The following is a 23,174-nucleotide window of genomic DNA, read 5'->3' as shown; positions in this document are numbered from 1 at the left end:
GAGATTGTCTCACCCCAACGGATGTGGACGCTGGCATTCCACATCGGTACCGTGAAAACGGAAGGTAAGCCTCCGCATACCAAAAGTCCGGATTGAGGTAGCCGTGTCCGAAACCACCACCGCTCCGGTGCCGTCGTTCCCGATGGAACGGCGCTGCCCCTACGCGCCACCGGCCGAATACGACCAGCTCCGCGCGGAAAGCCCGATCACCCAGGTGGAACTGCCCACCGGCAAGCGGGCGTGGGTGCTCACCCGGCACGAGGACGTGCGCGCGATGCTCGCCGACCCCCGGTTCAGCTCGGACCGGCTGAACCCGAAGTTCCCCACCCTGGTCGACAACACGCAGACGCGGAACGCGTTCAAGCCCTCGTTGATCTCGATGGACCCGCCCGAGCACGGGCCGGCCAGGCGCGCGGTGGTCGGGGAGTTCACCGTGCGCCGGATGGAGGCGCTGCGGCCGCGGATCCAGGAGATCGTCGACCAGGCCATCGACGACCTGCTGGCCGCCGAGCAGCCCGCCGACCTGGTGGCGACCGTGTCGCTGCCGGTGCCGTCGCTGGTGATCTGCGAGCTGCTGGGGGTGCCATACGACGACCACGACTTCTTCCAGCTCCACTCGTCGAGGCTGCTCAACCGGGAGACCGGCCCCGAACAGCGGCGGGACGCGGTCGACCAGCTCACCTCCTACCTGGACAAGCTGATCACCGAGAAGGAGGCGGCGCCGACCGACGACCTGCTCGGCAGGCAGATCCTCAAGCAGCGCGAGGAGGGCAGGACCGACCACGAGGCGCTGGTCAGCCTGGGCTTCCTGCTGCTGGTGGCCGGGCACGAGACCACCGCGAACATGATCTCGCTGGGCACCATCGCCCTGCTCGAACACCCCGAGCAGCTGCGGCTGCTGCGGAACGACCCGGACGTCACGCTCAGCGCGGTCGAGGAACTGCTGCGGTTCTTCACCATCGCGGAGCTGGCCACCTCGCGCTTGGCCACCGCGGACGTGGAGATCGGCGGGGTGCTGATCCGCGAGGGCGAAGGCGTGCTGGGGCTGTCCAACGCGGCGAACCACGATCCGGCGGCCTACGAGCGGCCGGACGAACTCGACATCGCCCGCGGCGCGCGCAACCACGTCGCGTTCGGCTTCGGGGCGCACCAGTGCCTCGGCCAGAACCTCGCGCGGATGGAGCTGCAGATCGTCTTCGACACGCTGTTCCGCCGGGTGCCGACGCTGCGCATCGCCAAGCCGATCGACGAACTGGACTACAAGCGCAACGCCACCGTCTACGGGCTCCACTCGCTGCCGGTGACGTGGTGACGAAGATCCACGCGGACGTCGACCGCTGCGTCGGCGCCGGGCAGTGCGTGCTGACCGACCCGACGGTGTTCGACCAGGACGACTCGGACGGCACCGTGGTGCTGCTGACCGACGAGGTCGAGGGCGCGACCGCCGAACGGGTGCGGGAGGCCACCCACCTCTGCCCGGCGCAGGCACTGTCCACTTCCGACTGAGTATTCCGGTTGTCCCGGCGGGGGCGGGGCTGGTAGCAAGGCCGTCATGCAGATCCGGGAAGCCACCCCCGCGGAACTGGCCGGCTTGCCCGCCCTGGAGTCGGCGTCCGATTCGATCTTCGCCGACCTGGGGTTCCCACCCCTGCCTCCGCCGGGCGACGCCGAGGAACTCGCCGCCGCCCGGCTGGTGCTGGTGGCGGTCGAGGCGGTGCCGCTCGGTTTCGCCAGGGTCGAGGTGGTCGACGGGAACGCGCACCTGGAGCAGCTCGCCGTGCACCCCGCGCACTTCCGGCGGGGCATTGGCAGCGCCCTGGTGCGCGCGGTGCTCGACTGGGCTCGTTCCACCGGCTTCCCCGCGGTCACCCTGTGCACCTTCACCGACATCCCGTGGAACGGCCCGTTCTACCGGAAACTCGGCTTCACCGACCTGCCCGATCCCAGTCCGGGCGTGGTGTCCCTACGGGCGCGTGAACAAGCCCTGGGCTTGGACGCCCTGTCCCCTCGCACGGTTCTCCACCACCCCCTCTAGTGCGTCGACCACTTTGGTTCGCCGGGTTGGTCAGGCTGCTCGTGGTCTGCCCCGGCGTTGGTGACGTTCGCTGCGGATGCGGGCTCGTTCCTTGCGTTGAGCTGCCAGGACATCGGGGGACGGGCGTTTGCGTTGCGCCATCGCAGATATGCCTGGATCCGGCGGGCCAGGACGGTGTGGTGGGGGTGGTTGGAGTTGCTCATCGTGAAGGTGCGCAGTGGCCCGAACTGGGCCTCGATCGGGTGGCCCACGAGGCGTAGGTCGGCGCGCCGTCCGGTCTCGCCGCCCTGATCGGCTTCAGGGCGAGGCTGCGAGCACCGCCTTTGCGGCGGCGCAGGACACCCCAGAGCTGGTCGTCACCCAATGAGCAGCAGCCGAGGAAGTAGCGGGTGCCGTGCGTGCGGGTGCAGGTGGCGGGCAGCCGGCCGGATCGACAACGGCCCGAACCGGTCAAAGGCGAAACACCGCTGCGGGAACCGGCTCGTGACGTGCTCGACCCGGTCAAGCTCTGGCGTCGAAATCCGCGTCAGTGGAGTCCTTCCAGATCCGGGTGCGCTGGAAGGTGATCCCGTGCTGGCGCACGCTCCACCGGGTGAAGGGCTCGCCCAGCTTGGCAGGCCGGGTAGTGGCCGCCGCCACGACGAACGTCTCCTCATCGGGGCTGATCAAGCGGGGACGGCCTCCCGCCCATCGAGGGTCCAGTGCGGCCGGCCCTCGTTCGTTGAAGGCGTGGATCACGTCGCGGACGGTGTCCTCGTGCGCGCCGAGAAGGCGGGCGATCGCGGGCACCGGCGTCCCCGAGGCCGAAGCCATGATGATCGTCGCCCGCCGAACCCGGATCGACTCATGCCTGCCACGACGAGTGATCCGCAGCAGCGTGCGGCCCTCGTCCTCGGTCAACCGCCGTGCTCGGCAACAACTTCGACGCCGTCGAGCGTGAGAGCAACGCGGGTCGGGAGTCCAGCACCTCGACCGGCGTGTCATTACACGGTGAACGTTCGTGGTCAGCGCACTGGCCACCCCCTCCACGCGTTCGAAGTGCGGCGGATCGCGCGGCATGGCGATGGGTTGGCCGGGGCCCCGGATCCGGGCGTCGGGAGGCGTGGCCGATGCAGGCAGCACCCGGACAGGAAGTGCCGGAGTTGACCTGGCTCCGAACAGCAGGTGCCGCCAGCGGACCCAGCCCCTGGAACAGGGGCGCCAGCGGAAGCTCAAGCCCTGGAACAGAGGGCGCCGGAGAGGATCAAGCCCTGGAACAGAGGGCGCCGGAGGGGCTCAAGCCCGGCATGAGGGCGTCGGAGGTGGGCCAAGGGCCGGAACAGAGCTGCCGGAGCAAACCAGGCCAGTAGCGAGCAGGCCGAGCCAGCGCCGAAGGGGCCGCGACGAGCCGACTCAGGCGTGCCGGGGGCGGGTCAACTGGGTCAGGAACTCCTGGTTGGTCTCGGTTTTGCGGAGCCCTTCCAGCAGGGTCTCGGTGGCGTTCTCCCGGGCTTCCAGGGCGCGGCGCAGGGTCGCGGTGGCGGCGGCTTCGGCGGCGGAGACGAGGAGGTCGTCCCGGCGGGTGCTGGAGGCGGGGAGGTCGATGGCCGGGAAGATCCGCTTGCTCGCCAGGCGGCGGTCCAGGCGCAGTTCGGCGTTGCCGGTGCCCTTGTACTCCTCGAAGATCACCGTGTCGCCGACGGAGCCGGTGTCGATCAGGGCGGTGGCGAAGATGGTCAGCGAGCCACCGTTTTCGATGTTCCGCGCGGCGCCGAGGAAGCGCTTCGGCGGGGTCAGGGCGGTGGAATCCACACCACCGGACAGGATGCGGCCGGACGCGGGGGCGGCCAGGTTGTAGGCGCGGCCCAGCCTGGTCAGCGAATCCAGCAGCACCACCACGTCCCGGCCCTGTTCGACCAGGCGCTTGGCGCGTTCGATGGCGAGTTCGGCGAGCGCGGTGTGGTCGGCGGGTGGGTGGTCGAAGGTGGCCGCGATGACCTCACCGGGAACGGCGCGCGCCAGGTCGGTGACCTCTTCCGGGCGCTCACCGACCAGGACCAGCATCAGGTGGCACTCCGGGTGGTTCTTGCTGATGCCGTGCGCGATCGCTTGCAGCACCGAGGTTTTCCCGGCCTTGGGCGGCGCCACGACCAGCGCGCGCTGCCCCTTGCCGACCGGCATCACCAGGTCGATCACCCGGGTGGTGAGCGCGTGCTGCTCCGTCTCCAGCCGGAGCCTTTCGTTGGGGTACAAGGGAACCAGGTCGGCGAACGCGGGGCGCGGGCGACGGCTCGGGTCGCGGCCGTTGACCGCGATCACCTCGCCGTCGTCCTCGAGGTGGAGCAGGTCGCCGCGGCGCAGGCCGAGGTCGCGCACCACCTTCTGGCTGATGGGCACGTCGTCCGGGCCGGGCAGGTAGCCGTCGGCCCGGACCTGTGCGCGGTTGCGCACGATGTCGAGTATTCCGTTGGTGGTCATGGGAAATCTTTCTGGGTTCGAAGAAGCGGCGTGGCTACGCCGGGGGGGACCTTCACTTCAGCGGAAGGAAAAAACGATAGTCCCGAGCGGGAGGCGAGAGCCTGCATCCGCTGGGAGAGAGACATCGTCACGGTAGCCCACCCCGGGCGCAACGCGCAACTCCGAACCGCTACAACCGGTTGACCTCGGTGATGTGCACGACCGCCGCACCCGCTTCGTCCGAAGCCGCCAGATCGACCTCGGCGCTGATGCCCCAGTCGTGGTCGCCAGCCGGGTCGTCGAAGATCTGGCGGACCTTCCACACCTCCGGCTCCTTCTCGATCAGCAGCAGCGCCGGGCCACGGGCGTCCGGCCCGGTGCCGAGGTCGTCGTGCTCCTCGAAGTAGGCCTCCATCGCGTCTTCCCACTCCTCGGCGTCCCAGCCGGACGCCGAATCCAGCTCACCGAGGGCGTGATAGGCCCGCCGTGCCGCCAGTTCCACGCGGCGGAAGAGCTGGTTCCGCACCAGCACCCGGAAAGCGCGCTCGTTGCGGGTGACCGGCGGCGGGCCCTCGGGCAGCGCCGGCGGGGCGTGCGGGTCCTCGGCGCCGGGGTGGCGCAGGGCCTCCCACTCGTCGAGCAGGCTGGAGTCGACCTGGCGCACCAGCTCGCCGAGCCACTCGATCAGGTCCTGCAACGGCTCGGTCTTCGCCTCGTCCGGCACGGTGTGCCGCAGCGTGTCGTAGGCGTCGGCCAGGTACCGCAGCACCAGTCCTTCCGATCGCGCCAGCTGGTAGAAACCGATGTACTCCACGAAGTTCATCGCGCGCTCGTACATGTCGCGCACCACGGACTTCGGCGAGAGCCGGTAGTCGTCCACCCACGGGTGGCCCTGGCGGTAGCTGCGGTAGGCGACCTCCAGCAGTTCCGCCAGCGGCTTCGGGTGGGTCACCTCCTCCAGCAGCTCCATCCGCTCGTCGTACTCGATGCCCTCGGCCTTCATCGCCTGCACGGCTTCGCCCCGCGCCTTGAACTGCTGCTGCGACAGCACCGGCCTCGGGTCGTCCACAATGGATTCCACAATGGACACCACGTCCAGCGCGTAGCTCGGCGACTCCGCGTCCAGCAGCTCGATCGCGGCCAGCGCCAGCGGGGACAGCGGCTGGTTCAGCGCGAAGTCGAACTGCAGGTCCACGGTGAGCCGGACGATCCGGCCCTGCTCGTCCGGCTCGGGCAGCCGCTCCACCACACCGGCGGCGAGCAGCGCGCGGTAGACCGCGATCGCCCGCAGGATGTGCTTGCGCTGCGACGGCCGGTCCTCGTGGTTGTCCTCCAGCAGGTGCCGCATCGAATCGAAGGCGTTGCCCGGCCGGGAGATCACGTTGAGCAGCATCGAGTGGCTGACCCGGAAGCTGGAGGTGAGCGGTTCGGGCTCGGCGGCGACGAGCCGCTCGAAGGTGCTTTCGGTCCAGTTGACGAAGCCCTCCGGCGCCTTCTTGCGGGTGATCTTCCGCTTCTTCTTCGGGTCGTCACCCGCCTTCTCCAGCGCCTTGGCGTTCTCGATGACGTGGTCCGGGGCCTCCACCACGACGTAGCCGTCGGTGTCGTAGCCCGCGCGACCGGCCCGGCCGGCGATCTGGTGGAACTCGCGGGCCTTGAGGTGCCGCTGGCGCACGCCGTCGTACTTGGTCAGCGCACTGAACACCACGGTGCGGATGGGCACGTTGATGCCGACACCGAGGGTGTCCGTCCCGCAGATCACCTTGAGCAACCCGGCCTGTGCCAGTTGCTCGACCAGCCGCCGGTACTTGGGCAGCATGCCGGCGTGGTGCACGCCGATGCCGTGCCGCACCAGCCGCGAGAGCGTCTTGCCGAAGCCGGCGGCGAAGCGGAAGTCGCCGATCAGCTCGGCGATCGCCTCCTTCTCCGCCTTGCTGCACACGTTGATGCTCATCAGCGTCTGCGCCCGCTCCACCGCCGCCGCCTGCGAGAAGTGCACCACGTACACCGGGGCCTGACCGCCGTTGAGCAGCTCGGACATGGTTTCGTGCATGGGGGTGAGCGCATACCGGTAGGTCAGCGGCACCGGCCGCTGCGCCGAGGTGACCACCGCGGTCTCCCGGCCGGTGCGCCGGGTCAGGTCCTTCTCGAAGAACGAGACGTCCCCGAGCGTGGCCGACATCAGCACGAACTGCGCCTCCGGCAGCTCCAGCAGCGGGATCTGCCACGCCCAGCCGCGGTCGGGCTCGCTGTAGAAGTGGAACTCGTCGGCCACCACCTGGCCCACGTCGGCACCGGCACCGAACCGCAACGCGATGTTCGCCAGGATTTCCGCCGTGCAGCAGATGATCGGCGCGTCGGCGTTGACGCTGGAGTCGCCGGTCATCATGCCGACGTTCTCCGGGCCGAAAATTTCGATGAGCTGGAAGAACTTCTCCGAGACCAGCGCCTTGATCGGCGCGGTGTAGTAGCTGCGCCTGCCGTGGGCCAACGCGGTGAAGTGCGCGCCGACGGCCACCATGCTCTTGCCGGATCCGGTCGGCGTGGACAGAATCACGTTGGCGCCGGAGACCACCTCGATCAAGGCCTCTTCCTGCGCCGGGTACAACTGCAAGCCGCGGTCGGCGGCCCAGTCGGCGAAGGCTTCGAACAGGGCGTCGGGCTCGGGGTCCGCGGGCAGGCGGGCGTCGAGGCGCTGGGGGCTTTGGGCTGGCTGTGTGCTCATCAGGGAAGTCATCGTGCCATCTCCGCCCGCCGGACGGGCGGGGGTGATCGCGCGGCGCGGGCCGAACCCGTAGGCTGCGCATACCGCGCGCCGACCGGGGGGAGCCCCGGCCGGGGCGCATACGGTGGGTTATTGGCGGAGGACAGGTAATGGCACAGGACATCGTCCCGGTCGAGCTCGGGTTGCCGCAGGGTGACCTGGTGACCCTGTGGGCACCGCGCTGGCGGGAAGACGGCGAGGAATGGGAAGCCTTCCTCGGCGACGAGGAAGACCTGTACGCCTTCCCCGACGCGGCCCACCTCGCCGCGTTCGTCCGGACGGCCGAACAGCACGACCTCATCGACCACCCGGCGTGGGGCGTGGTGCCCGCGCTGAACGTGCCGGAGCTGATCCCGGACGACGACCACTCCTACGACCTGGTCGGCGTGCCCGAGCTGGTCGCCGAGGAGCCGGACTCCTGGACCATCGGCGAACTCGCCGAGATCGTCGGCATCGTGCGCTCGCTCGCCGACGTGTGCGAACTCGAAGAGGTGCACGAGGTGCTCGACAGCTGCGAGGGCTTCTCGCTGCTGGAGCAGGGCAGGCTGCCGTTCACCGGCCGCGAGGGCGAGCGGCTGTGGACCGACCTGTCCGAGGCCGTGTCCGAGAAGTGGGACACCGTGCTGGACGCGATCGACGGCCTGGTCACCGTGCCGGACGTGGACGCCACCCTGCTGGAGCAGACCGCCGAGGAGCTGGCCACCTTCCTCGAGGAGTCGGCCGAAGCCGAGGCCGCCGCGGCGGAGGGCACCGACGAGGACCTCGACCGCGTGGACAGCGACGACACCGACGACACCGAGGACGAGGAAGCCGAGGACGCCGCGCCCACCGGTTTCTGGGCCGAGGTCGGCATCGACCCGATCAAGATCGTCACCAAGACCGACGAGTACTACACCCTGCGCTGCTTCCTCGACGACGAGCCGGTCTTCCTCGGTTCCGGCGGCCGCATCGACGTCTACGGCTCGACGCGCGCGCTGGGCCGGGCGCTGGCCGAGCCCAAGGAACTGGCGGGCACCGACCTGGCCGAAGTGTCCACTTGGGACGAGGTGGTGGCCAGGGCCACCGGCGGGGACCTGGAGATCGAGGTGCACCCGGACAACACCTACGTGCTGGCCGGGCTGGACGAGGACATCGCCGAGGGCATCGACGCGATCGACCCGACCCAGCTGGAGCTGGCCGTCGAACTGCTCACCGACGCGGCCGACTGGGCCGAGGACGACAGCGTGGGCGAGGCACTGCAGAAGTCGGAGAGCCTGGGCTGGCTGATCAACTTCGTGATCGAGCCGGACCCGACGCGGCTGGCGCCGAGCGCGCCGTTCGACGCCGAGGAAGGCGCCTGGCGCAAGCTGGTCGAGTCCTTCGAAGACCGCCTGCGCACGCACTAGCGCCCTTGCCGCTCCCGTTCGGCGCGCACCGGGGTGAGCCAGATGGCGAGCAGCGGGAAGGCCGCGGCCACGCAGAACGCGAGCGCGTAGCGGGAGTCGCCGATCACCAGGCCGAGCAGCGGTGGCGTGGCCGCCGCGGCGAGGTTCTGCCCGGTGTTCTGCGTGCCCATCGCGCGACCGGCCCAGGCGTGCCCGGCGAGTTCGGCGGAGGCGGTGAAGCCGAGGCCGTTGTCGCTGACGCTGATCACCGCGGCGAGCACCAGCGCGAGCACCGCCAGCCAGGGCGCCGTGGCGTCCCCGGCGGCGACCAGCAGCATCACCGCCGCGCTGGCCACCGCGAGCTGCCGCATCGGGCGGAGCCTGCTGCCGACGCGGTCCGACCAGTAGCCGGTGCCGATGCGGGCCAGCGCACCCAGCCCCTGCACGGCGGCGAGGAACCACCCGGCTGCCGGCGGGCTCCAGTCCCGCACGGCCACCAGGTACACCGGTGCGAAGGCCGACACGGCGAACTGCGGCACCACCAGCAGCGCGCTCGCGCCGTGCAGCCGCCAGAGCGCGGGCGCGCGGTACGGCGACGGCGGCTTGCCCGTGGCGCCGCCGGCCGGCTCCGGCCGCGGTGGATCCACGACCAGCGCGGCCACCAGCACCGCGACCACGATCGCCAGCGCTCCCGGGAACAACAGCGCGACGCGCCAGCCGTGGGCCTGGGCCAGCGGTGGCAGGGCCAGCGCCGCGATGCCGACGCCGATCGGCTGGGCGGTCTGCCGCAGGCCCATCGCCGTACCGCGTTCGCGGGCGCCGAACCAGCCCATCACCGCCCGCCCGCTGGCGGCGTTCACCGACGCCGTGGCGGCACCGGCGAGCAGGAACACGCCGAACAACACGGGCAGTGAGGCACCGGTCGACGCGGCGTAGCTCAGCAGCAACCCCGAAGTGCCGAGGCCGAGCGCCATGATGAGTCGCTCTCCGTAGCGGTCGGCCGCGGCGCCCCACACGATGAGGGTCAGCAACAGCCCGATCGAAGGTGCGGCCACCACCGCGCCCGCCGCCGCCAGCGACAATCCCTCGGCGGCCTGCAGCACCGGCACGAGGAACGGGAGGCCGTACAGGAACGCGCAGCTCGCGGCCTGGGCGAGCAGGCCGAGACCGAGGACCAGCCAGCGCCGGCGACCCGCGGTGACGACCGGCTCCACGACATCCTCCCAGATAATGGGATGCTACTCCTATTATCTGGACTTTAGTTCGCTAGGCTAAATAACACAAGTCGAGCGCAGGTCAAGAATTGATCAAATCCGCGTAACCGGGCTTGATCACGTTGTTGATGAGCTCCAGTCGTTTGTCGAAATCGAGGAAAGCGGATTTCATCGCGTTGATGGTGAACCACTGCAGATCGGCCCAGCCGAAACCGAACGCCTCGGCCAGCGCGGCGAACTCGCTGGACACCGTGCAGCCGCTCATCAGCCGGTTGTCGGTGTTCACCGTGACCCGGAAGCGCAGGCGGGTGAGCAGGCCGATCGGGTGCTCGGCGATCGACGGCGCGGCGCCGGTCTGCACGTTGGACGACGGGCACAGCTCCAGCGGGATCCGCCGGTCCCGCACGTAGTTCGCCAACCGTCCCAACTGGACTTCCCCGTCGGGCGAGGTCTTGATGTCGTCGACGATGCGCACGCCGTGCCCGAGCCGCTCGGCCCCGCAGTGCTGGATCGCCTCCCAGATCGAGGCCAGCCCGAAGGCCTCACCTGCGTGAATGGTGAAATGCGCGTTGCTGGTGCGCAGGTACTCGAATGCGTCGAGGTTGCGGGTGGGCGGGAATCCGGCTTCCGGGCCGGCGATGTCGAACCCGGCCACCCCATTGTCCCGGTAGCGCACCGCCAGCTCGGCGATCTCGTGCGCCCTGGCGTGCTGGCGCATCGCGCACAGCAGGGTGCTCAGGTGGATCCGCCCGCCGTTGGCGGCCACCCGGCGCTCACCCTCGGCGAACCCCTCCTGCACCGCCTCCACCACGGCGGGCAGCGACAGCCCGCGCTCGACGAACAGCTCCGGGGCGTAACGCACCTCGGCGTAGACCACCCCGTCGGCGGCGAGGTCCTCCGCGCACTCCGCGGCCACCCTGACCAGCGCCTCTTCGGTCTGCATGACCCCGCAGGTGTGCGCGAAGGTCTCCAGGTAGGACTCCAGCGAACCCGAATCCGCCGCGTCACGGAACCACTGCCCCAATTCACCCACATCGGTGACAGGCAGGCCCCGGTAGCCGGTGGCCTCGGCGAGATCGAGCACCGTGCCGGGGCGCAATCCGCCATCGAGGTGGTCGTGCAGCAGCACCTTGGGCACGCGGCGGATGGTCTGCGGGTCCAATGGCTGGGCGTGGATATCGGACGACATGCGACAACGGTACCCGCGAGGGGCTCGGCCGAACGGCTCTTGCGCGGCGGGCTAGTGTGGTGAACGCGGATCACCTACGTGGCCGTAACGCTGAGTCTCGACTTCACCCAGAGCTTTGTGATCTTGGACCTGAATCGTCCAACGAGTTGAGCACAACATTTACATTTCCCCGGGCCGGATACTGTGAGCAATTGGACGATCGCTAAGCTCGGCCCCAGTCCCTTTTCCCCGACGGAGGACACCGCAGTGACCACAGACAACCACCTTGGGGCCCCGTCCTTCGACCGGATGCGCAACATGCTCGTGCGCGCGGCCGAGGTCCGGGAGAGCGAGCAGCAGCAGATCTTCGACGCTCTCGACGACATCTACGCCCGCCTCGCCCCGGTGGACTCACTGGGCGCGGTGCGCAAGCGGCTGTCCGAGCTGCCCGACCGCACCGAGGTCAGCGTGCTGGCCGAGCGCCTGGACGAGGCGATGTCCCGGCTCGAGGCGCAGGACAACGCGCTCGCCGAGATCGCCCGCGCGGTGGACGGCCTGGTCGACAAGCTGGCGAAGCCGTTCGCGCAGCTGGACGGCAGGCTCGACGGCGTCGGCGCCCGCTTCGAGGGCGTCGCGGGCCGGATGGACGGGCTGGAGGACAAGCTCCAGAACATCCACCGCCGCATCGACGAGCTGAACGGTCACCTGGACAAGCAGGACAGCAAGCTCGACTCGCTGCCGCAGTCGGTGCACGGCCCGGTGCGCGAGCGCATCGAGTCGGCCGAGGCCACGCTGCGCGAGCGGATCGACGCCGGCGACAGCGACCTGCGCTCCCGCATCGACGACCTGGACGCCGCCACCAAGCAGCGCATCGGGGACAACACCGAGGCGCTCCGGTCGGCGCTGACCGAGACCGGCGAGATGATCGACGCCTCCGACCGGCTGGACCAGCTGGGCAACCGGCTCGAGCAGGTCACCACCCGCCTCGACGACCTGGCCGGGCGCCTGGACAAGGTCGAGGACGGCTTCACCGCGCAGCTCGGCGACCTGGACGGCTCGATCAAGAGCGGGCTGTCGAAGGTGGAGGGCACGCTGAACGCCCGCCCCGACACCGACTCGGTCACCTCGCTGGTGCGCAAGAGCAACGAGGAGTCGGAGCGGCGCATCGGCGGCCAGCTGGACGAGGCGATGGCCACCTTCGCCGAGCTGATGCTCGGTGGCGGGCCGGCTTCACCGCAGCCGGTGGTCGCGGTCACCCCGCCCGCCCCGCGGCAGCCGCGGCGCGCCCGCAACGGCCGCGCCCCGAAGGCCGCCGACGCCAAGACCAAGGGCACCGACGGCGACGACAGCAGCGACTCGTAGGTTCCGGCCGGTGGGGCGTCACCTTCCGAGGTGGCGCCCCACCGTCGTGTCCGGGGTCAGCGCAGCGTGTCCAGCACGACCGGGGTGGCGCCGGGGGCCGTGTCGCCGATGGTGAACGCCCCGTCCAGGGTGCGCAGGGCGCCCGGAACGGCTTCCGCGGTGTCGGTGTGCAGTTCCAGCAGCGGATCGCCCCGGCGCACCCGGTCGCCGGGTTTCGCGTGGCACAGGAGGCCGGCGGCGGCCTGCACCGGGTCCTCCTTGCGGGCCCGGCCGGCCCCGAGCCGCCAGGCGGCGACCCCGACGGCGTAGGCGTCCAGGGTGGACAGGATCCCGTCCTCCGGCGCTTCCACCACGTGCACGTGCTTCGGCGCCGGGAGCGCGGCCTCCGGGTCACCGTCCTGGGCGCGGATCATCCGGCACCAGGTCTCGTACGCCTCCCCCGAAGCCAGCACCGCCGCCGGGTCCACCGAACCGAGTCCGGCCAGCGCCAGCATCTCCCGCGCCAGCGCCACGGTCAGCTCCACCACGTCCGGCGGCCCGCCGCCACGCAGCACCTCGACCGCCTCGGCCACCTCCACCGCGTTGCCGACGGCCCGGCCCAGCGGGGTGCCCATCTCGGTGATCAGCGCGGTGGTGGCCACGCCGTGCGCCTTGCCGATGCCGACCAGCGCCCCGGCCAGTTCCCGCGCCTGCTCCCGCGTCTTCATGAACGCGCCCGAGCCCGCCTTCACGTCCAGCACCAGGCCCGCCGAGCCCTCGGCGATCTTCTTGCTCATGATCGAGCTGGCGATCAGCGGGATGGACTCGACGGTGGCGGTGACGTCCCGCAGGGCGTAGAGCTTGCGGTCGGCGGGCGCCAGCGACGGGGTGGCCGCGCAGACGACCGCGCCCACCTCGCCGAGCTGCCGGGTGATCTCCTCGGTGGACAGCGCCGCCCGCCAGCCCGGGATGGCCTCCAGCTTGTCGAGCGTGCCACCGGTGTGACCGAGCCCACGCCCGGACAGCTGCGGCACGGCCGCCCCGCACGCGGCGACCAGCGGCGCCAGCGGCAGGGTGATCTTGTCGCCCACCCCGCCGGTGGAGTGCTTGTCCACGGTCGGCCGGGAGACCGCCAGCGACAGCCGGTCCCCCGATTCGATCATCGCGCCGGTCCAGCGCGCGATCTCGGCGGAGTCCATGCCGCGCAGGAAGATCGCCATGGCCAGCGCGGACATCTGCTCCTCGGCGACCACCCCGCGGGTGTACGCGCCGACCACCCAGTCGATCTGCTCGTCGCTCAGCCGCCCGCCGTCCCGCTTGGCCCGGATGACGTCGACGGCGGCGAACGGTTCCACCGCGCTCATGCGGGCAGGTGCTCCGGGCCGAAGGCGTCCGGCAGCACCGCCGACATCGGCAGGATGCCGCTCGGGGTGTCCACCAGGCAGTCCGGGCCGCCGTGTTCGTAGAGCAGCTGGCGGCACCGGCCGCACGGCATCAGCAGTTCGCCTTCACCGCTGCGGCAGGCCACCGCGACCAGCCTGCCGCCGCCGGAGAGCCGCAGCTGGCCGACCATGGTGCACTCCGCGCACAGGCCGAGGCCGTACGAGGCGTTCTCCACGTTGCAGCCGGTGATCTCGCGGCCGTTGTCCACAATGGCCGCGACGCCCACCTGGAGGCCGGAGTACGGCGCGTAAGCGAGCTTCGCCACCCGCACCGCACTCGCCCGCAACGCGTCCCAGTCGATGTCAGTCACCTTCACCTCGCCGGTACTTAGCGCCGATCTTCTTCGGGGGCCGCAGGCGCTGCGACGCCACCGCCAGCACGATGATGGTGACGAAGTGCGCCGAGTACGGGATCAGGTCGCTCGGCAGTTCGTCGTTGGCCCAGTAGATGTAGTAGAGGACGAGGGCACCGGCCAGGCCCAGCGCGGCCGCCACCCACCTGCGGCGGACCAGCTGGATCACCACGATCACGCCGAGCAGGAGCACCGCGCCGTAGAGCAGCGCCAGCACCGCCGCACCACCACCGGAGAGCTGCAACCCGTCGGCGTACCCGAACAGCGCCGCACCACCGAGCAGCCCGCCCGGCCGCCAGTTGCCGAAGATCATCGCCGCGAGGCCGATGAAACCGCGGCCGTTGGTCTGGTTCTCCAGGTAGTCCGCGCCACCGGGCAGCAGCACCAGCGAGGCACCGCCCATCCCGGCCAGCCCGCCGGACACCGCGAGCGCGACGTACTTGTGCACGTACACGTTCACGCCGAGCGACTCCGCGGCCACCGGGTTCTCCCCGCACGAGCGCAGCCGCAGGCCGAACCGGGTCTTCCAGAGGATCCAGTAGCTGACCGGGATCAGCAGGATCGCCAGCATGGCCAGCGGCGACACCCCGGTGATCAGGCCGCGCACGATACCGGCCACGTCGGAGATCCCGACCCGCTGCGCGTCCTCCAGGTCACCGAGCCAGTCGGAGAGGAAGGTGGCCGAGTAGGTGTCGAACTTCTCCACCGGCGGCGACTGCTTCGGGTTGCCCGACAGCGGCTGGAACACCAGGCTCGCCAGGTACTTCGCCACGCCGAGGCCGAGCAGGTTCAGCGCCACCCCGGAGACGATGTGGTTGACGTTGAAGGTGACCGTGGCGATCGCGTGCAGCAGCCCGCCGAGCGCGCCGAGCACGATCGCCGCCACCAGCCCGGCCCACGGGCCGCCGTGGTAGGCGCCCCAGGCGGCCCCCCAGGTGCCGAGGATCATCATGCCCTCGAGGCCGATGTTGATCACGCCGGAGCGTTCGGCCCACAGCCCGCCGAGCCCGGCCAGCAGGATCGGCAGGGCCAGGCGCAACGCCGTCTGCGAGGTGTTCGACGAGGTCAGGTCCGGTACGCCGGTCAGGTACGAGGTGGTGGACAGCACCACCAGCGCGGCGGCGGCCCAGAGCATCGCCCTGGCCCAGCCGGGCAGCCGCCGCTTCGGCTTGGGCCCGGCCACGGTCATCGGCGCGGGCGCCGGACTGGTGTCGGTCGGCACGCTCACACCGCACCCCCTTCGCTGACGTCGGCGGGCTTGCCGCGCTTGCGGCCGTTGCCCGCCAGTGCCCGGCCGACGCGCCGCTGTTCGGCGGCGAGGTCGGCGCGCCGCACGATCTCGTAGGCGACGACGACGGACAGCACGATCGTGCCCTGCATGATGGTGGCGATCTCCTTCGGCACCTGGATCTGCTCCAGCGAAACCGCCGACTTGTCCAGGAAGGCCCACAGCGCCGCGCCGAGCGCGATGCCGGCCGGGTGGTTGCGGCCGAGCAGCGCCACCGCGATGCCGGTGAAGCCGTAGCCCTGCGCGGCGGTGATGGCGTAGACGTGGTCGCGGCCGAGCAGTTCCGGCAGCGCGACCAGCCCGGCGACGCCGCCGGAGAGCAGCATCGCGATCAGCGTCATCTTCTTGGCGTTCACCCCACCGGCCGCGGCCGCCGTGGTCGACTCGCCGCTGGCCTTCAGCTCGAAGCCGAAGCGGGTGCGGTTGAGCATGAACCAGTAGGCGCCGCCGACCGCGATGGCGATCAGCACGAAGCCGAACAGCTCACCGAGGGGGCCGAGCGGGATGCCGGGGATGAGGCCGGAGTCGTCGATCGGCTCGGTGTGCACGTTGTTGCCGCGCTGCACGCCGAACTGCTCCGGGTTGATCAGGAAGGCGATGATGCCGATGACGATCGAGTTCAGCATGATCGTCGAGATGACCTCGCTGACCCCGCGGGTGACCTTGAGCACCGCCGGGATGGCCGCGTAGAGCATGCCCGCCAGCACCGCGACCACGATGATCGCCAGCGCGTGGAGCACCGGCGGCAGGTGCAGCGCGCCACCGGCGATCGCGGCGACCACCGCGGCGAACCGGTACTGGCCCTCGACGCCGATGTTGAACAGGTTCATCTGGAAGCCGATCGCCACCGCGAGCCCGGCCAGGTAGTACGGCGTGGCCAGGTTCAGCGTGTCGATCGCGGTGGTGCCCTTGAACAACTGGGCGATCATGGTGCCGAACGCCCGCAGCGGGTCGGCCCCGGAGACCAGCAGCGCCACCGTGCAGATCAGCACGGCGAACACGATCGCCAGCAGGGGTGGCAGCAGCTTGGTGCGCCACGAACTCATGCGACTTCACCTTCTTCAGCGGCACCGGTCATCGCCGAGCCGAGTTCCTGCGGCGTCACGGTGGCCGGGTCGGCTTCGCTGACCAGGCGCCCGCGCAGCATGACGCGGATGGTGTCGGACAGCCCGATCAGCTCGTCCAGGTCCGCCGAGATCAGCAGCACGGCGAGGCCGTGCGCGCGGGCCTGGCGGATCTGCTCCCAGATCAGCGCCTGCGCGCCGACGTCCACGCCACGCGTCGGGTGGGAGGCGATCAGCAGCACCGGGTTGCCGGACAGTTCCCGGCCCACCACCAGTTTCTGCTGGTTCCCGCCGGACAGCGCGGCAGCGGGCACGTCGATGCCGGGGGTGCGCACGTCGTACTCGCTGACGATGCGCTCGGTGTCCTCGCGGGCGCCCGCGATGTCCAGCAGCTGCCCGCTGGCCACCGGTTTCCGCGTCTGGTAACCGAGGATGCGGTTGGCCCACAGCGGCTGGGTCAGCAGCAGGCTGTGACGGGTGCGGTCCTCGGCGATGTAGCCGATCCCCGCCTCGCGGCGGGCCAGCGTGCCCAGCCGGGTCAGGTCACGGGCCTGGCCGTCGGCGTCGACCAGCTCGATCGTGCCGCCGGTGGCCCGGCGCATGCCCATGATCGTCTCGACCAGCTCGGTCTGCCCGTTGCCCTCGACCCCCGCCACGCCGAGCACCTCACCGGCGCGCACGCGGAACGAGATGTCGTCGAGCACCGCCCGGTCCGAGCCCTCGGCCGCCAGGCGCAGCCCGGTGATCCGCAGCACGTCGCGCTCGGTCACGGTGGACTCGCGGGTCTCCGGGCTGGGCAGCTCGCTGCCGACCATCATCTCGGCGAGTTCCCGCGAGCTGATCTTCTTCGGGTCGGCCGAGCCGACGGTGGTGCCGCGGCGGATCACCGTCACCGCGTCGGCGATCGCGCGCACCTCGTCGAGCTTGTGCGAGATGAAGATGAAGGTGAAGCCCTGGCGCTGCATCTCGCGCACGGTCTCGAACAGCGCGTCGACCTCCTGCGGCACCAGCACCGCGGTCGGCTCGTCCAGGATGACGATCTTCGCGCCGCGGTAGAGCACCTTGACGATCTCCACCCGCTGGCGGTCGGCCACGCCGAGGTCCTCGACCAGGGTGTCCGGGTCGGCGCGCAGGCCGGTGCGCCGGGCCAGTTCGGCCAGCCGGGTCCTGGCCGCGCGGCCGATGCCGTGCAGGGATTCCGCGCCGAGCAGCACGTTCTCCCGCACGGTGAGGTTGTCGGCGAGCATGAAGTGCTGGTGCACCATGCCGATGCCCGCTCTGATCGCGTCCTGCGGGTTGCGCAGCTCGACGCGGGTGCCGTTGATCGTGATGGTGCCCTCGTCCGGCCGCTGCATGCCGTAGAGGATCTTCATCAGGGTGGACTTGCCCGCGCCGTTCTCCCCGCAGACCGCGTGCACCTCACCCTCGTGCACGGTCAGGTTGACGTCGGAGTTGGCGACCACGCCGGGGAAGCGCTTGGTGATCCCGGCCAGTTCGACCACCGGCCTGCGTGACCCGGGCTCGGGCTGCGGCTGTGTCATGACTGAAGTGACTCCTGGAAACAACGCGGGGGGCCCGCCGGACGGGTTCGCCGCCGGTGGGCCCCCACACGTGTGCGTGGACTAGCGGTCTCTACTTCTGCGGCTTGTCGGACACGGTGATGGCGCCGCTGACGATCTGCGCCTTGTACCCGTCCAGCACGTCCTTGATGTCGTCGACCTTGCCGCCCGAGGTGGCGTAGCCGACGCCGTCCACCTTCAGGTCGAACCGCTTGGGCAGGGTCGAGGTGTCGCCCTTGGCCACGGCCTTGATGAAGTCGAACACCGCCACGTCGACGCGCTTGATCATCGAGGTGATGATCACGTCCTTGACGTTCTCCACCGTCTTCTGGTTGTACTGGTCGGAGTCGACCCCGATGGCCAGCGCCTTGCCCGAGGACTTCGCCGCCTCGAACACACCCTTCCCGGAGGCACCGGCGGCCTGGTAGATCACGTCCGCGCCCTTGTTGATCTGCGCGGCGGCCTTGATGTTGCCCTTGCCGGGGTCGTTGAAGCCGGAGATGTCACCGGCCGGGGTCAGGTACTCGTCCTCGATCTTGGCCTTGGACGAAGCCGCCTTCACGCCCTGCAGGAAGCCCGCCTCGAACTTCTGGATCAGCGGGGTGTCCACCCCGCCGACGAAGCCGACGTGGCAGTTCTTGCTCTTGTAGACCGCGGCGACACCGGCCAGGAACGAGCCCTGCTCCTCGGCGAAGACCAGCGGGGTGACGTTCGGCGCCTGCACCGAGTCGTCGTCGACGATGGCGAACTTGGTGTCCGGGAACTTCGGCGCGACCGCCTTGACGGAGTCCGCGTAGGCGAAGCCGACGGCGATGATCGGGTTGTAACCCTCGGTGGCCATCTGGTTGAGGCGCTGCTGCTTGGAGTCCTCGGACTCGGTGCCGGTGGCGGTGCTCTCGCTGACCGCGGTCACACCCAGCTCGGCCTTGGCCTTGTCGACGCCCGCGGCGGCGGCGTCGTTGAACGAGGCGTCCCCGCGGCCGCCCACGTCGTAGGCGAGCCCGACCTTCAGCTTGGAGGCGTCCACCTTCTCGCTGTCCTGCGCCTGGCTCTGCTCCGCCGGAGCCGCGGCGGGCGGCTTGGGCGCGGTGACGCAACCCTGCGCGCCCTGGTCAGCCGGTGCAGCGGTATCGCCGCCGGTGTTGCCGGAATCCTTCGCACAACCGGCCAGCGCCAGCACACCGGCCATGGCGACGGCGGCCAGTGTGCGATTGCGTGTACCGCGCACGGTGCTTCTCCCTCCCCGCTGCTCTTTCACAACGGTGCCCGAGAACAACCCGGCTCCACTGCCGGGTTCGACGGGCGAACCGTACCCGTCCGCCATGACGGGGACACATCGACGGCACGCTACGTAACCCAAATGTTTGTTCGTGGTTCGCCCGAGCGATGAACCGTGCACGGGTTGTCACCGGAACGTGTGGTTCGACGAGGCGGTTCGTCGATCTCCACAGGGGTACCCGGTGACCCTGCCGGGCATAACGCTCATCACATACGGCAACCCGAGGGTGAGCCCCGTGTCAAGGGCAGGTCTAGCATCCTCTGCATCCACGCCCGATGACCTTGACCAAGGTGCCTTCGCCGGAGAAGTCGCAGGTGAACACGCCGAAGCCACGGTCACCGGGGTCAAGTCCATCAGTGACGTTGGAGGCCGTTCACCGATGTCCACCACTGCTGGCGCCGCGAGCGAGGCGGCGCAAAGCGATCGGGCGGGTGCCTCGCGCCGGAACGGGACGTTCTACCGCGGCGACCCGGGCATGTGGTCCTGGGTCCTGCACCGGATCACCGGCGTGCTCACGTTCTTCTTCCTCTTTGTCCACGTGCTCGACACCGCGCTCGTGCGGGTTTCGCCGAACGCCTACGACGAGGTCATCGAGACCTACAAGACCCCGATCGTGAACCTGATCGAGGTCGGCCTGGTCGGCGCGGTGCTGTTCCACGCGCTCAACGGCGTGCGGGTCATCCTCGTCGACTTCTGGGCCAAGGGCCCGCGCTACCAGAAGCAGATGCTCTGGGGCCTGGTCGGGCTGTGGGTGCTGGTGATGGTCCCCGGCACCTACTTCATGCTGGAGCGGACCGTGTCGACCATGTTCGGAGGCGGTCACTGATGAGCGCTGCACTGCCACTCGACAAACCCCGCAGCCCGCGGCGCCCGGCCGCCCGGCGCAGCAACTTCGAGCTGCACAGCTGGCTGTTCATGCGCGTGTCCGGCGTGCTGCTGCTGGTGCTGGTGCTCGGGCACCTGTTCATCATGAACATCCTCGACGGCGGCGTGCACCGGATCAACTGGGGCTTCGTGGCCGGTCGCTGGGCCTCGCCGTTCTGGCAGTTCTGGGACCTGTCCATGCTGTGGCTGGCCCAGCTGCACGGCGGCAACGGCGTGCGCACGATCATCGACGACTACGCGCGCAAGGACAGCACGCGGTTCTGGCTGAAGATGGTGCTCTACGTCTCGATGGTGCTGATCCTCGCGGTGGGCACCATGGTGATCTTCACCTTCGACCCGGACATGCCGGCCAGCTAACCCCACCACAGAGTTCTCAGAGTTCTCCAGGAGAAGCGGCAAATGCAGTTCCACAAGTACGACGTGGTGATCGTCGGGGCGGGCGGTGCCGGCATGCGCGCCGCCATCGAGGCCGGCCAGCGCACCCGCACCGCGGTGCTGACCAAGCTGTACCCGACCCGGTCGCACACCGGCGCCGCCCAGGGCGGGATGTGCGCGGCCCTCGCCAACGTCGAAGAGGACAACTGGGAGTGGCACACCTTCGACACGGTCAAGGGCGGTGACTACCTCACCGACCAGGACGCCGCCGAGATCATGGCGAAGGAAGCCATCGACGCGGTCCTCGACCTGGAGAAGATGGGGCTGCCGTTCAACCGGACGCCCGAGGGCAAGATCGACCAGCGCCGGTTCGGCGGGCACACCCGCGACCACGGCAAGGCGGCGGTGCGCCGCGCCTGCTACGCCGCGGACCGCACCGGGCACATGATCCTGCAGACGCTGTACCAGAACTGCGTCAAGCACGGCATCGAGTTCTACAACGAGTTCTACGTGCTCGACATCGCCATGTCGGACACCCCGGACGGGCCGAAGGCCTCCGCCGCCATCGCCTACGAGCTGGCCACCGGCGAGATCCACGTCTTCCAGGCCAAGTCCATCGTGTTCGCCACCGGCGGGTTCGGGAAGGTGTTCAAGACCACCTCGAACGCGCACACGCTGACCGGCGACGGCATGGGCATCTACTTCCGCAAGGGCCTGCCGCTGGAGGACATCGAGTTCTACCAGTTCCACCCGACCGGCTTGGCCGGGCTGGGCATCCTGCTCACCGAGGGTGCCCGCGGCGAGGGCGCGATCCTGCGCAACGAGTCCGGTGAGCGGTTCATGGAGCGGTACGCGCCGACCATCAAGGACCTGGCGCCGCGGGACATCGTCGCGCGGTCGATGGTGCTCGAGGTGCTCGAAGGCCGTGGTGCCGGGCCGAACAAGGACTACGTGCTGCTGGACTGCACCCACCTCGGGGCCGAGGTGCTGGAGACCAAGCTGCCGGACATCACCGAGTTCGCCCGCACCTACCTGGGCGTGGACCCGGTGGTGGAGCCGGTGCCGGTGTACCCGACCGCGCACTACGCGATGGGTGGCATCCCGACCAACGTGCACGGCGAGGCGTTGCGGGACAACAACAACGTCATCCCCGGCCTGTACGCCGCGGGTGAGGTCGCCTGCGTGTCGGTGCACGGCGCGAACCGGCTGGGCACCAACTCGCTGCTCGACATCAACGTGTTCGGCCGCCGCGCCGGCATCGCCGCCGCGGAGTACGCCGCCGGGCACGACTTCGTCGAGCTGCCGGAGAACCCGGCGCGCCTGGTCGAGGGCATGGTCGAGCACCTGCGCACCGCCCACGGCGGGGAGCGGGTCGCCGACATCCGGACCGAGCTGCAGCAGACGATGGACTCGAACGCGGCGGTGTACCGCACGGAGGACACGCTGAAGCAGGCGCTGACCGACGTGCAGGCGCTCAAGGAGCGCTACGGCCGGATCGCGGTGCAGGACAAGGGCAAGCGGTACAACACCGACCTGCTGGAGGCGATCGAGCTGGGCTTCCTGCTCGACCTCGCCGAGGCGCTGGTGGTGGCGGCGCTGGCCCGCAAGGAGTCCCGCGGCGGGCACGCGCGCGAGGACTACCCGAACCGCGACGACGTGAACTTCATGCGGCACTCGATGTCGTACAAGCAGATGCCGGAGCAGGAGGACCCGGACGCCCCGCTGGGGCTGACCGGTTTCCTCGCGGACATCCGGCTGGACTACAAGCCGGTGACCTTCACCCGGTACGAGCCGATGGAGCGGAAGTACTGATGACCGCGGTAGCCGAACAGGCGCACGACACCTCGCAGATCCCCGCCCCGGAGGGCTCGGTCACCGTCACGGTGAAGATCCTGCGGTACAACCCGGAACTGGACTCGGAGCCGCACTGGGAGTCCTACGACGTCCCGGCGCTGCCCACCGACCGGGTGCTGAACCTGCTGACCAGCATCAAGAACTACGTGGACGGCACGCTGTCGTTCCGCCGGTCCTGTGCCCACGGCATCTGCGGGTCCGACGCCATGCAGATCAACGGGATCAACCGGCTGGCCTGCAAGGTGCTGGTCAAGGACCTGCTGGCGAAGAAGGGCAAGCCGACCACCATCACGATCGCGCCGATCAAGGGCCTGAAGACGGAGAAGGACCTCTACGTCGACATGGAACCCTTCTTCGAGGCGTTCCGCGCGGTGAAGCCGTACCTCATCGCGTACGGCAACGAGCCCACGCGCGAGCGGGTGCAGTCCATCGCGGACCGCGAGCGCTTCGACGACACCACGAAGTGCATCCTGTGCGCGTGCTGCACGTCCTCGTGCCCGGTGTACTGGAGCGATGGCTCCTACTTCGGCCCGGCCGCGATCGTCAACGCCCACCGCTTCATCTTCGACTCCCGCGACGAAGGAGCCGAAGAACGCCTTGACATCCTGAACGATGCCGAAGGCGTGTGGCGTTGCCGCACCACCTTCAACTGCACGGACGCCTGCCCGCGAGGCATCCAGGTCACCAAGGCCATCCAGGAGGTCAAGCGGGCCCTGCTGTTCAAGCGGGTCTGATCCTCCCGGTTCGGGCGCG

General features: G+C 69.8%; 20 protein-coding genes. 9 read left to right on the top strand and 11 right to left on the bottom strand.

Annotation, left to right across the window (positions count from 1 at the left end; translation table 11 throughout):
* Positions 1-142 precede the first annotated feature (142 nt).
* The 3 genes from AC07EG_RS01005 to AC07EG_RS00995 are packed head-to-tail and all read left to right on the top strand — an operon-like array spanning position 143 to position 2,035.
* Entirely contained in the window at positions 143-1,312 is a 1,170-nt protein-coding gene (locus tag AC07EG_RS01005; RefSeq protein ID WP_478251213.1) for a cytochrome P450, read from the top strand.
* Positions 1,309-1,506 carry a ferredoxin gene (locus tag AC07EG_RS01000; protein ID WP_478250880.1) on the top strand — a complete coding sequence of 66 codons (198 nt, stop codon included), beginning with the start codon at positions 1,309-1,311 and terminating at the stop codon, positions 1,504-1,506. Before AC07EG_RS01005 ends, AC07EG_RS01000 begins: the two co-directional genes overlap by 4 nt.
* Before the next feature lie 46 nt (positions 1,507-1,552).
* Positions 1,553-2,035 (top strand): GNAT family N-acetyltransferase, encoded by a 483-nt coding sequence (locus tag AC07EG_RS00995; RefSeq protein WP_478250879.1) that lies wholly within the window; start codon positions 1,553-1,555, stop codon positions 2,033-2,035.
* A 501-nt stretch (positions 2,036-2,536) separates the two neighbouring features.
* Here AC07EG_RS00995 and AC07EG_RS00990 read toward each other — a convergent pair.
* From AC07EG_RS00990 to AC07EG_RS00980, 3 genes are all read right to left on the bottom strand, one after another.
* On the bottom strand, positions 2,537-2,935 hold the full coding sequence (locus tag AC07EG_RS00990) for a helix-turn-helix domain-containing protein (protein WP_478250877.1): 399 nt from the start codon (positions 2,933-2,935) through the stop codon (positions 2,537-2,539).
* A 492-nt stretch (positions 2,936-3,427) separates the two neighbouring features.
* Complete coding sequence (locus AC07EG_RS00985) at positions 3,428-4,492, bottom strand: transcription termination factor Rho, short form (protein ID WP_478250876.1); 1,065 nt, start codon at positions 4,490-4,492, stop codon at positions 3,428-3,430.
* A 169-nt stretch (positions 4,493-4,661) separates the two neighbouring features.
* The gene (locus AC07EG_RS00980; protein ID WP_478250875.1) at positions 4,662-7,196 is read right to left on the bottom strand and encodes a DEAD/DEAH box helicase; all 2,535 of its coding nucleotides are present in this window, start codon (positions 7,194-7,196) and stop codon (positions 4,662-4,664) included.
* 149 nt (positions 7,197-7,345) lie between these two features.
* On the opposite strand from AC07EG_RS00980, the gene AC07EG_RS00975 reads away from it, so the two are divergent.
* Positions 7,346-8,620, top strand: coding sequence for a primosomal protein (locus AC07EG_RS00975; RefSeq protein ID WP_478250874.1), 1,275 nt, complete (start codon positions 7,346-7,348; stop codon positions 8,618-8,620).
* On the opposite strand, the gene AC07EG_RS00970 is transcribed toward AC07EG_RS00975, so the two are convergent.
* Positions 8,617-9,813, bottom strand: coding sequence for an MFS transporter (locus tag AC07EG_RS00970; protein WP_478250873.1), 1,197 nt, complete (start codon positions 9,811-9,813; stop codon positions 8,617-8,619). The two genes, AC07EG_RS00975 and AC07EG_RS00970, sit on opposite strands and share 4 nt — an antisense overlap.
* An 82-nt stretch (positions 9,814-9,895) precedes the next feature.
* A complete protein-coding gene (locus tag AC07EG_RS00965; protein ID WP_478250872.1) occupies positions 9,896-11,002 on the bottom strand; it encodes an adenosine deaminase in 1,107 nt (368 codons plus the stop codon).
* Positions 11,003-11,248: 246 nt separating this feature from the next.
* On the opposite strand from AC07EG_RS00965, the gene AC07EG_RS00960 reads away from it, so the two are divergent.
* Positions 11,249-12,343: a PA containing protein gene (locus AC07EG_RS00960; protein WP_478250871.1), complete on the top strand. Its 1,095-nt coding sequence runs from the start codon at positions 11,249-11,251 to the stop codon at positions 12,341-12,343.
* Between the two features lie 56 nt (positions 12,344-12,399).
* Here AC07EG_RS00960 and AC07EG_RS00955 read toward each other — a convergent pair whose 3' ends face one another.
* The 6 genes from AC07EG_RS00955 to AC07EG_RS00930 all read right to left on the bottom strand — a co-directional run bounded on the left by AC07EG_RS00955 (position 12,400) and on the right by AC07EG_RS00930 (position 19,217).
* Complete coding sequence (locus AC07EG_RS00955) at positions 12,400-13,677, bottom strand: thymidine phosphorylase (protein ID WP_478251212.1); 1,278 nt, start codon at positions 13,675-13,677, stop codon at positions 12,400-12,402.
* A gap of 5 nt (positions 13,678-13,682) precedes the next feature.
* Positions 13,683-14,075: a cytidine deaminase gene (locus AC07EG_RS00950; RefSeq protein WP_478250870.1), complete on the bottom strand. Its 393-nt coding sequence runs from the start codon at positions 14,073-14,075 to the stop codon at positions 13,683-13,685.
* On the bottom strand, positions 14,068-15,306 hold the full coding sequence (locus AC07EG_RS00945; RefSeq protein ID WP_478251211.1) for an ABC transporter permease: 1,239 nt from the start codon (positions 15,304-15,306) through the stop codon (positions 14,068-14,070). The genes AC07EG_RS00950 and AC07EG_RS00945 overlap by 8 nt, the downstream gene beginning before the upstream one ends.
* A 35-nt stretch (positions 15,307-15,341) precedes the next feature.
* A complete protein-coding gene (locus tag AC07EG_RS00940) occupies positions 15,342-16,451 on the bottom strand; it encodes an ABC transporter permease (protein WP_478250869.1) in 1,110 nt (369 codons plus the stop codon).
* Entirely contained in the window at positions 16,448-18,010 is a 1,563-nt protein-coding gene (locus tag AC07EG_RS00935) for an ABC transporter ATP-binding protein (protein ID WP_478250868.1), read from the bottom strand. The genes AC07EG_RS00940 and AC07EG_RS00935 overlap by 4 nt, the downstream gene beginning before the upstream one ends.
* Before the next feature lie 91 nt (positions 18,011-18,101).
* Positions 18,102-19,217 (bottom strand): BMP family lipoprotein, encoded by a 1,116-nt coding sequence (locus tag AC07EG_RS00930; protein WP_478251210.1) that lies wholly within the window; start codon positions 19,215-19,217, stop codon positions 18,102-18,104.
* 469 nt (positions 19,218-19,686) lie between these two features.
* On the opposite strand from AC07EG_RS00930, the gene sdhC reads away from it, so the two are divergent.
* The 4 genes from sdhC to AC07EG_RS00910 are packed head-to-tail and all read left to right on the top strand — an operon-like array spanning position 19,687 to position 23,155.
* Positions 19,687-20,133 (top strand): succinate dehydrogenase, cytochrome b556 subunit, encoded by a 447-nt coding sequence (sdhC, locus tag AC07EG_RS00925; protein ID WP_478250867.1) that lies wholly within the window; start codon positions 19,687-19,689, stop codon positions 20,131-20,133.
* The gene (locus tag AC07EG_RS00920; protein WP_478250866.1) at positions 20,133-20,549 is read left to right on the top strand and encodes a succinate dehydrogenase hydrophobic membrane anchor subunit; all 417 of its coding nucleotides are present in this window, start codon (positions 20,133-20,135) and stop codon (positions 20,547-20,549) included. The genes sdhC and AC07EG_RS00920 overlap by 1 nt, the downstream gene beginning before the upstream one ends.
* A 42-nt stretch (positions 20,550-20,591) precedes the next feature.
* Complete coding sequence (sdhA, locus tag AC07EG_RS00915) at positions 20,592-22,379, top strand: succinate dehydrogenase flavoprotein subunit (RefSeq protein ID WP_478250865.1); 1,788 nt, start codon at positions 20,592-20,594, stop codon at positions 22,377-22,379.
* Entirely contained in the window at positions 22,379-23,155 is a 777-nt protein-coding gene (locus AC07EG_RS00910; protein ID WP_478250864.1) for a succinate dehydrogenase iron-sulfur subunit, read from the top strand. Before sdhA ends, AC07EG_RS00910 begins: the two co-directional genes overlap by 1 nt.
* The last annotated feature ends 19 nt before the right edge of the window (positions 23,156-23,174 follow it).

The organism is Amycolatopsis sp. NPDC045836 (genome assembly GCF_056431745.1).
The sequence above is the reverse complement of the archived record's forward strand: the minus strand, read 5'-3'. Positions and strand labels throughout refer to the sequence as shown.

What these genes read in the sequence shown, in the direction of transcription:
- sdhC (WP_478250867.1), top strand. Translation starts at nt 19,687, where the DNA reads ATGTCCACCACTGCTGGCGCCGCGAGCGAGGCGGCGCAAAGCGATCGG.
- sdhA (WP_478250865.1), top strand. Translation starts at nt 20,592, where the DNA reads ATGCAGTTCCACAAGTACGACGTGGTGATCGTCGGGGCGGGCGGTGCC.
- AC07EG_RS00945 (WP_478251211.1), bottom strand. Translation starts at nt 15,306, where the DNA reads ATGACCGTGGCCGGGCCCAAGCCGAAGCGGCGGCTGCCCGGCTGGGCC.
- AC07EG_RS00930 (WP_478251210.1), bottom strand. Translation starts at nt 19,217, where the DNA reads ATGGCCGGTGTGCTGGCGCTGGCCGGTTGTGCGAAGGATTCCGGCAAC.
- AC07EG_RS00985 (WP_478250876.1), bottom strand. Translation starts at nt 4,492, where the DNA reads ATGACCACCAACGGAATACTCGACATCGTGCGCAACCGCGCACAGGTC.
- AC07EG_RS00995 (WP_478250879.1), top strand. Translation starts at nt 1,553, where the DNA reads ATGCAGATCCGGGAAGCCACCCCCGCGGAACTGGCCGGCTTGCCCGCC.
- AC07EG_RS00975 (WP_478250874.1), top strand. Translation starts at nt 7,346, where the DNA reads ATGGCACAGGACATCGTCCCGGTCGAGCTCGGGTTGCCGCAGGGTGAC.
- AC07EG_RS00935 (WP_478250868.1), bottom strand. Translation starts at nt 18,010, where the DNA reads ATGACACAGCCGCAGCCCGAGCCCGGGTCACGCAGGCCGGTGGTCGAA.
- AC07EG_RS00965 (WP_478250872.1), bottom strand. Translation starts at nt 11,002, where the DNA reads ATGTCGTCCGATATCCACGCCCAGCCATTGGACCCGCAGACCATCCGC.
- AC07EG_RS00980 (WP_478250875.1), bottom strand. Translation starts at nt 7,196, where the DNA reads ATGAGCACACAGCCAGCCCAAAGCCCCCAGCGCCTCGACGCCCGCCTG.
- AC07EG_RS00920 (WP_478250866.1), top strand. Translation starts at nt 20,133, where the DNA reads ATGAGCGCTGCACTGCCACTCGACAAACCCCGCAGCCCGCGGCGCCCG.
- AC07EG_RS01005 (WP_478251213.1), top strand. Translation starts at nt 143, where the DNA reads ATGGAACGGCGCTGCCCCTACGCGCCACCGGCCGAATACGACCAGCTC.
- AC07EG_RS00910 (WP_478250864.1), top strand. Translation starts at nt 22,379, where the DNA reads ATGACCGCGGTAGCCGAACAGGCGCACGACACCTCGCAGATCCCCGCC.
- AC07EG_RS00940 (WP_478250869.1), bottom strand. Translation starts at nt 16,451, where the DNA reads ATGAGTTCGTGGCGCACCAAGCTGCTGCCACCCCTGCTGGCGATCGTG.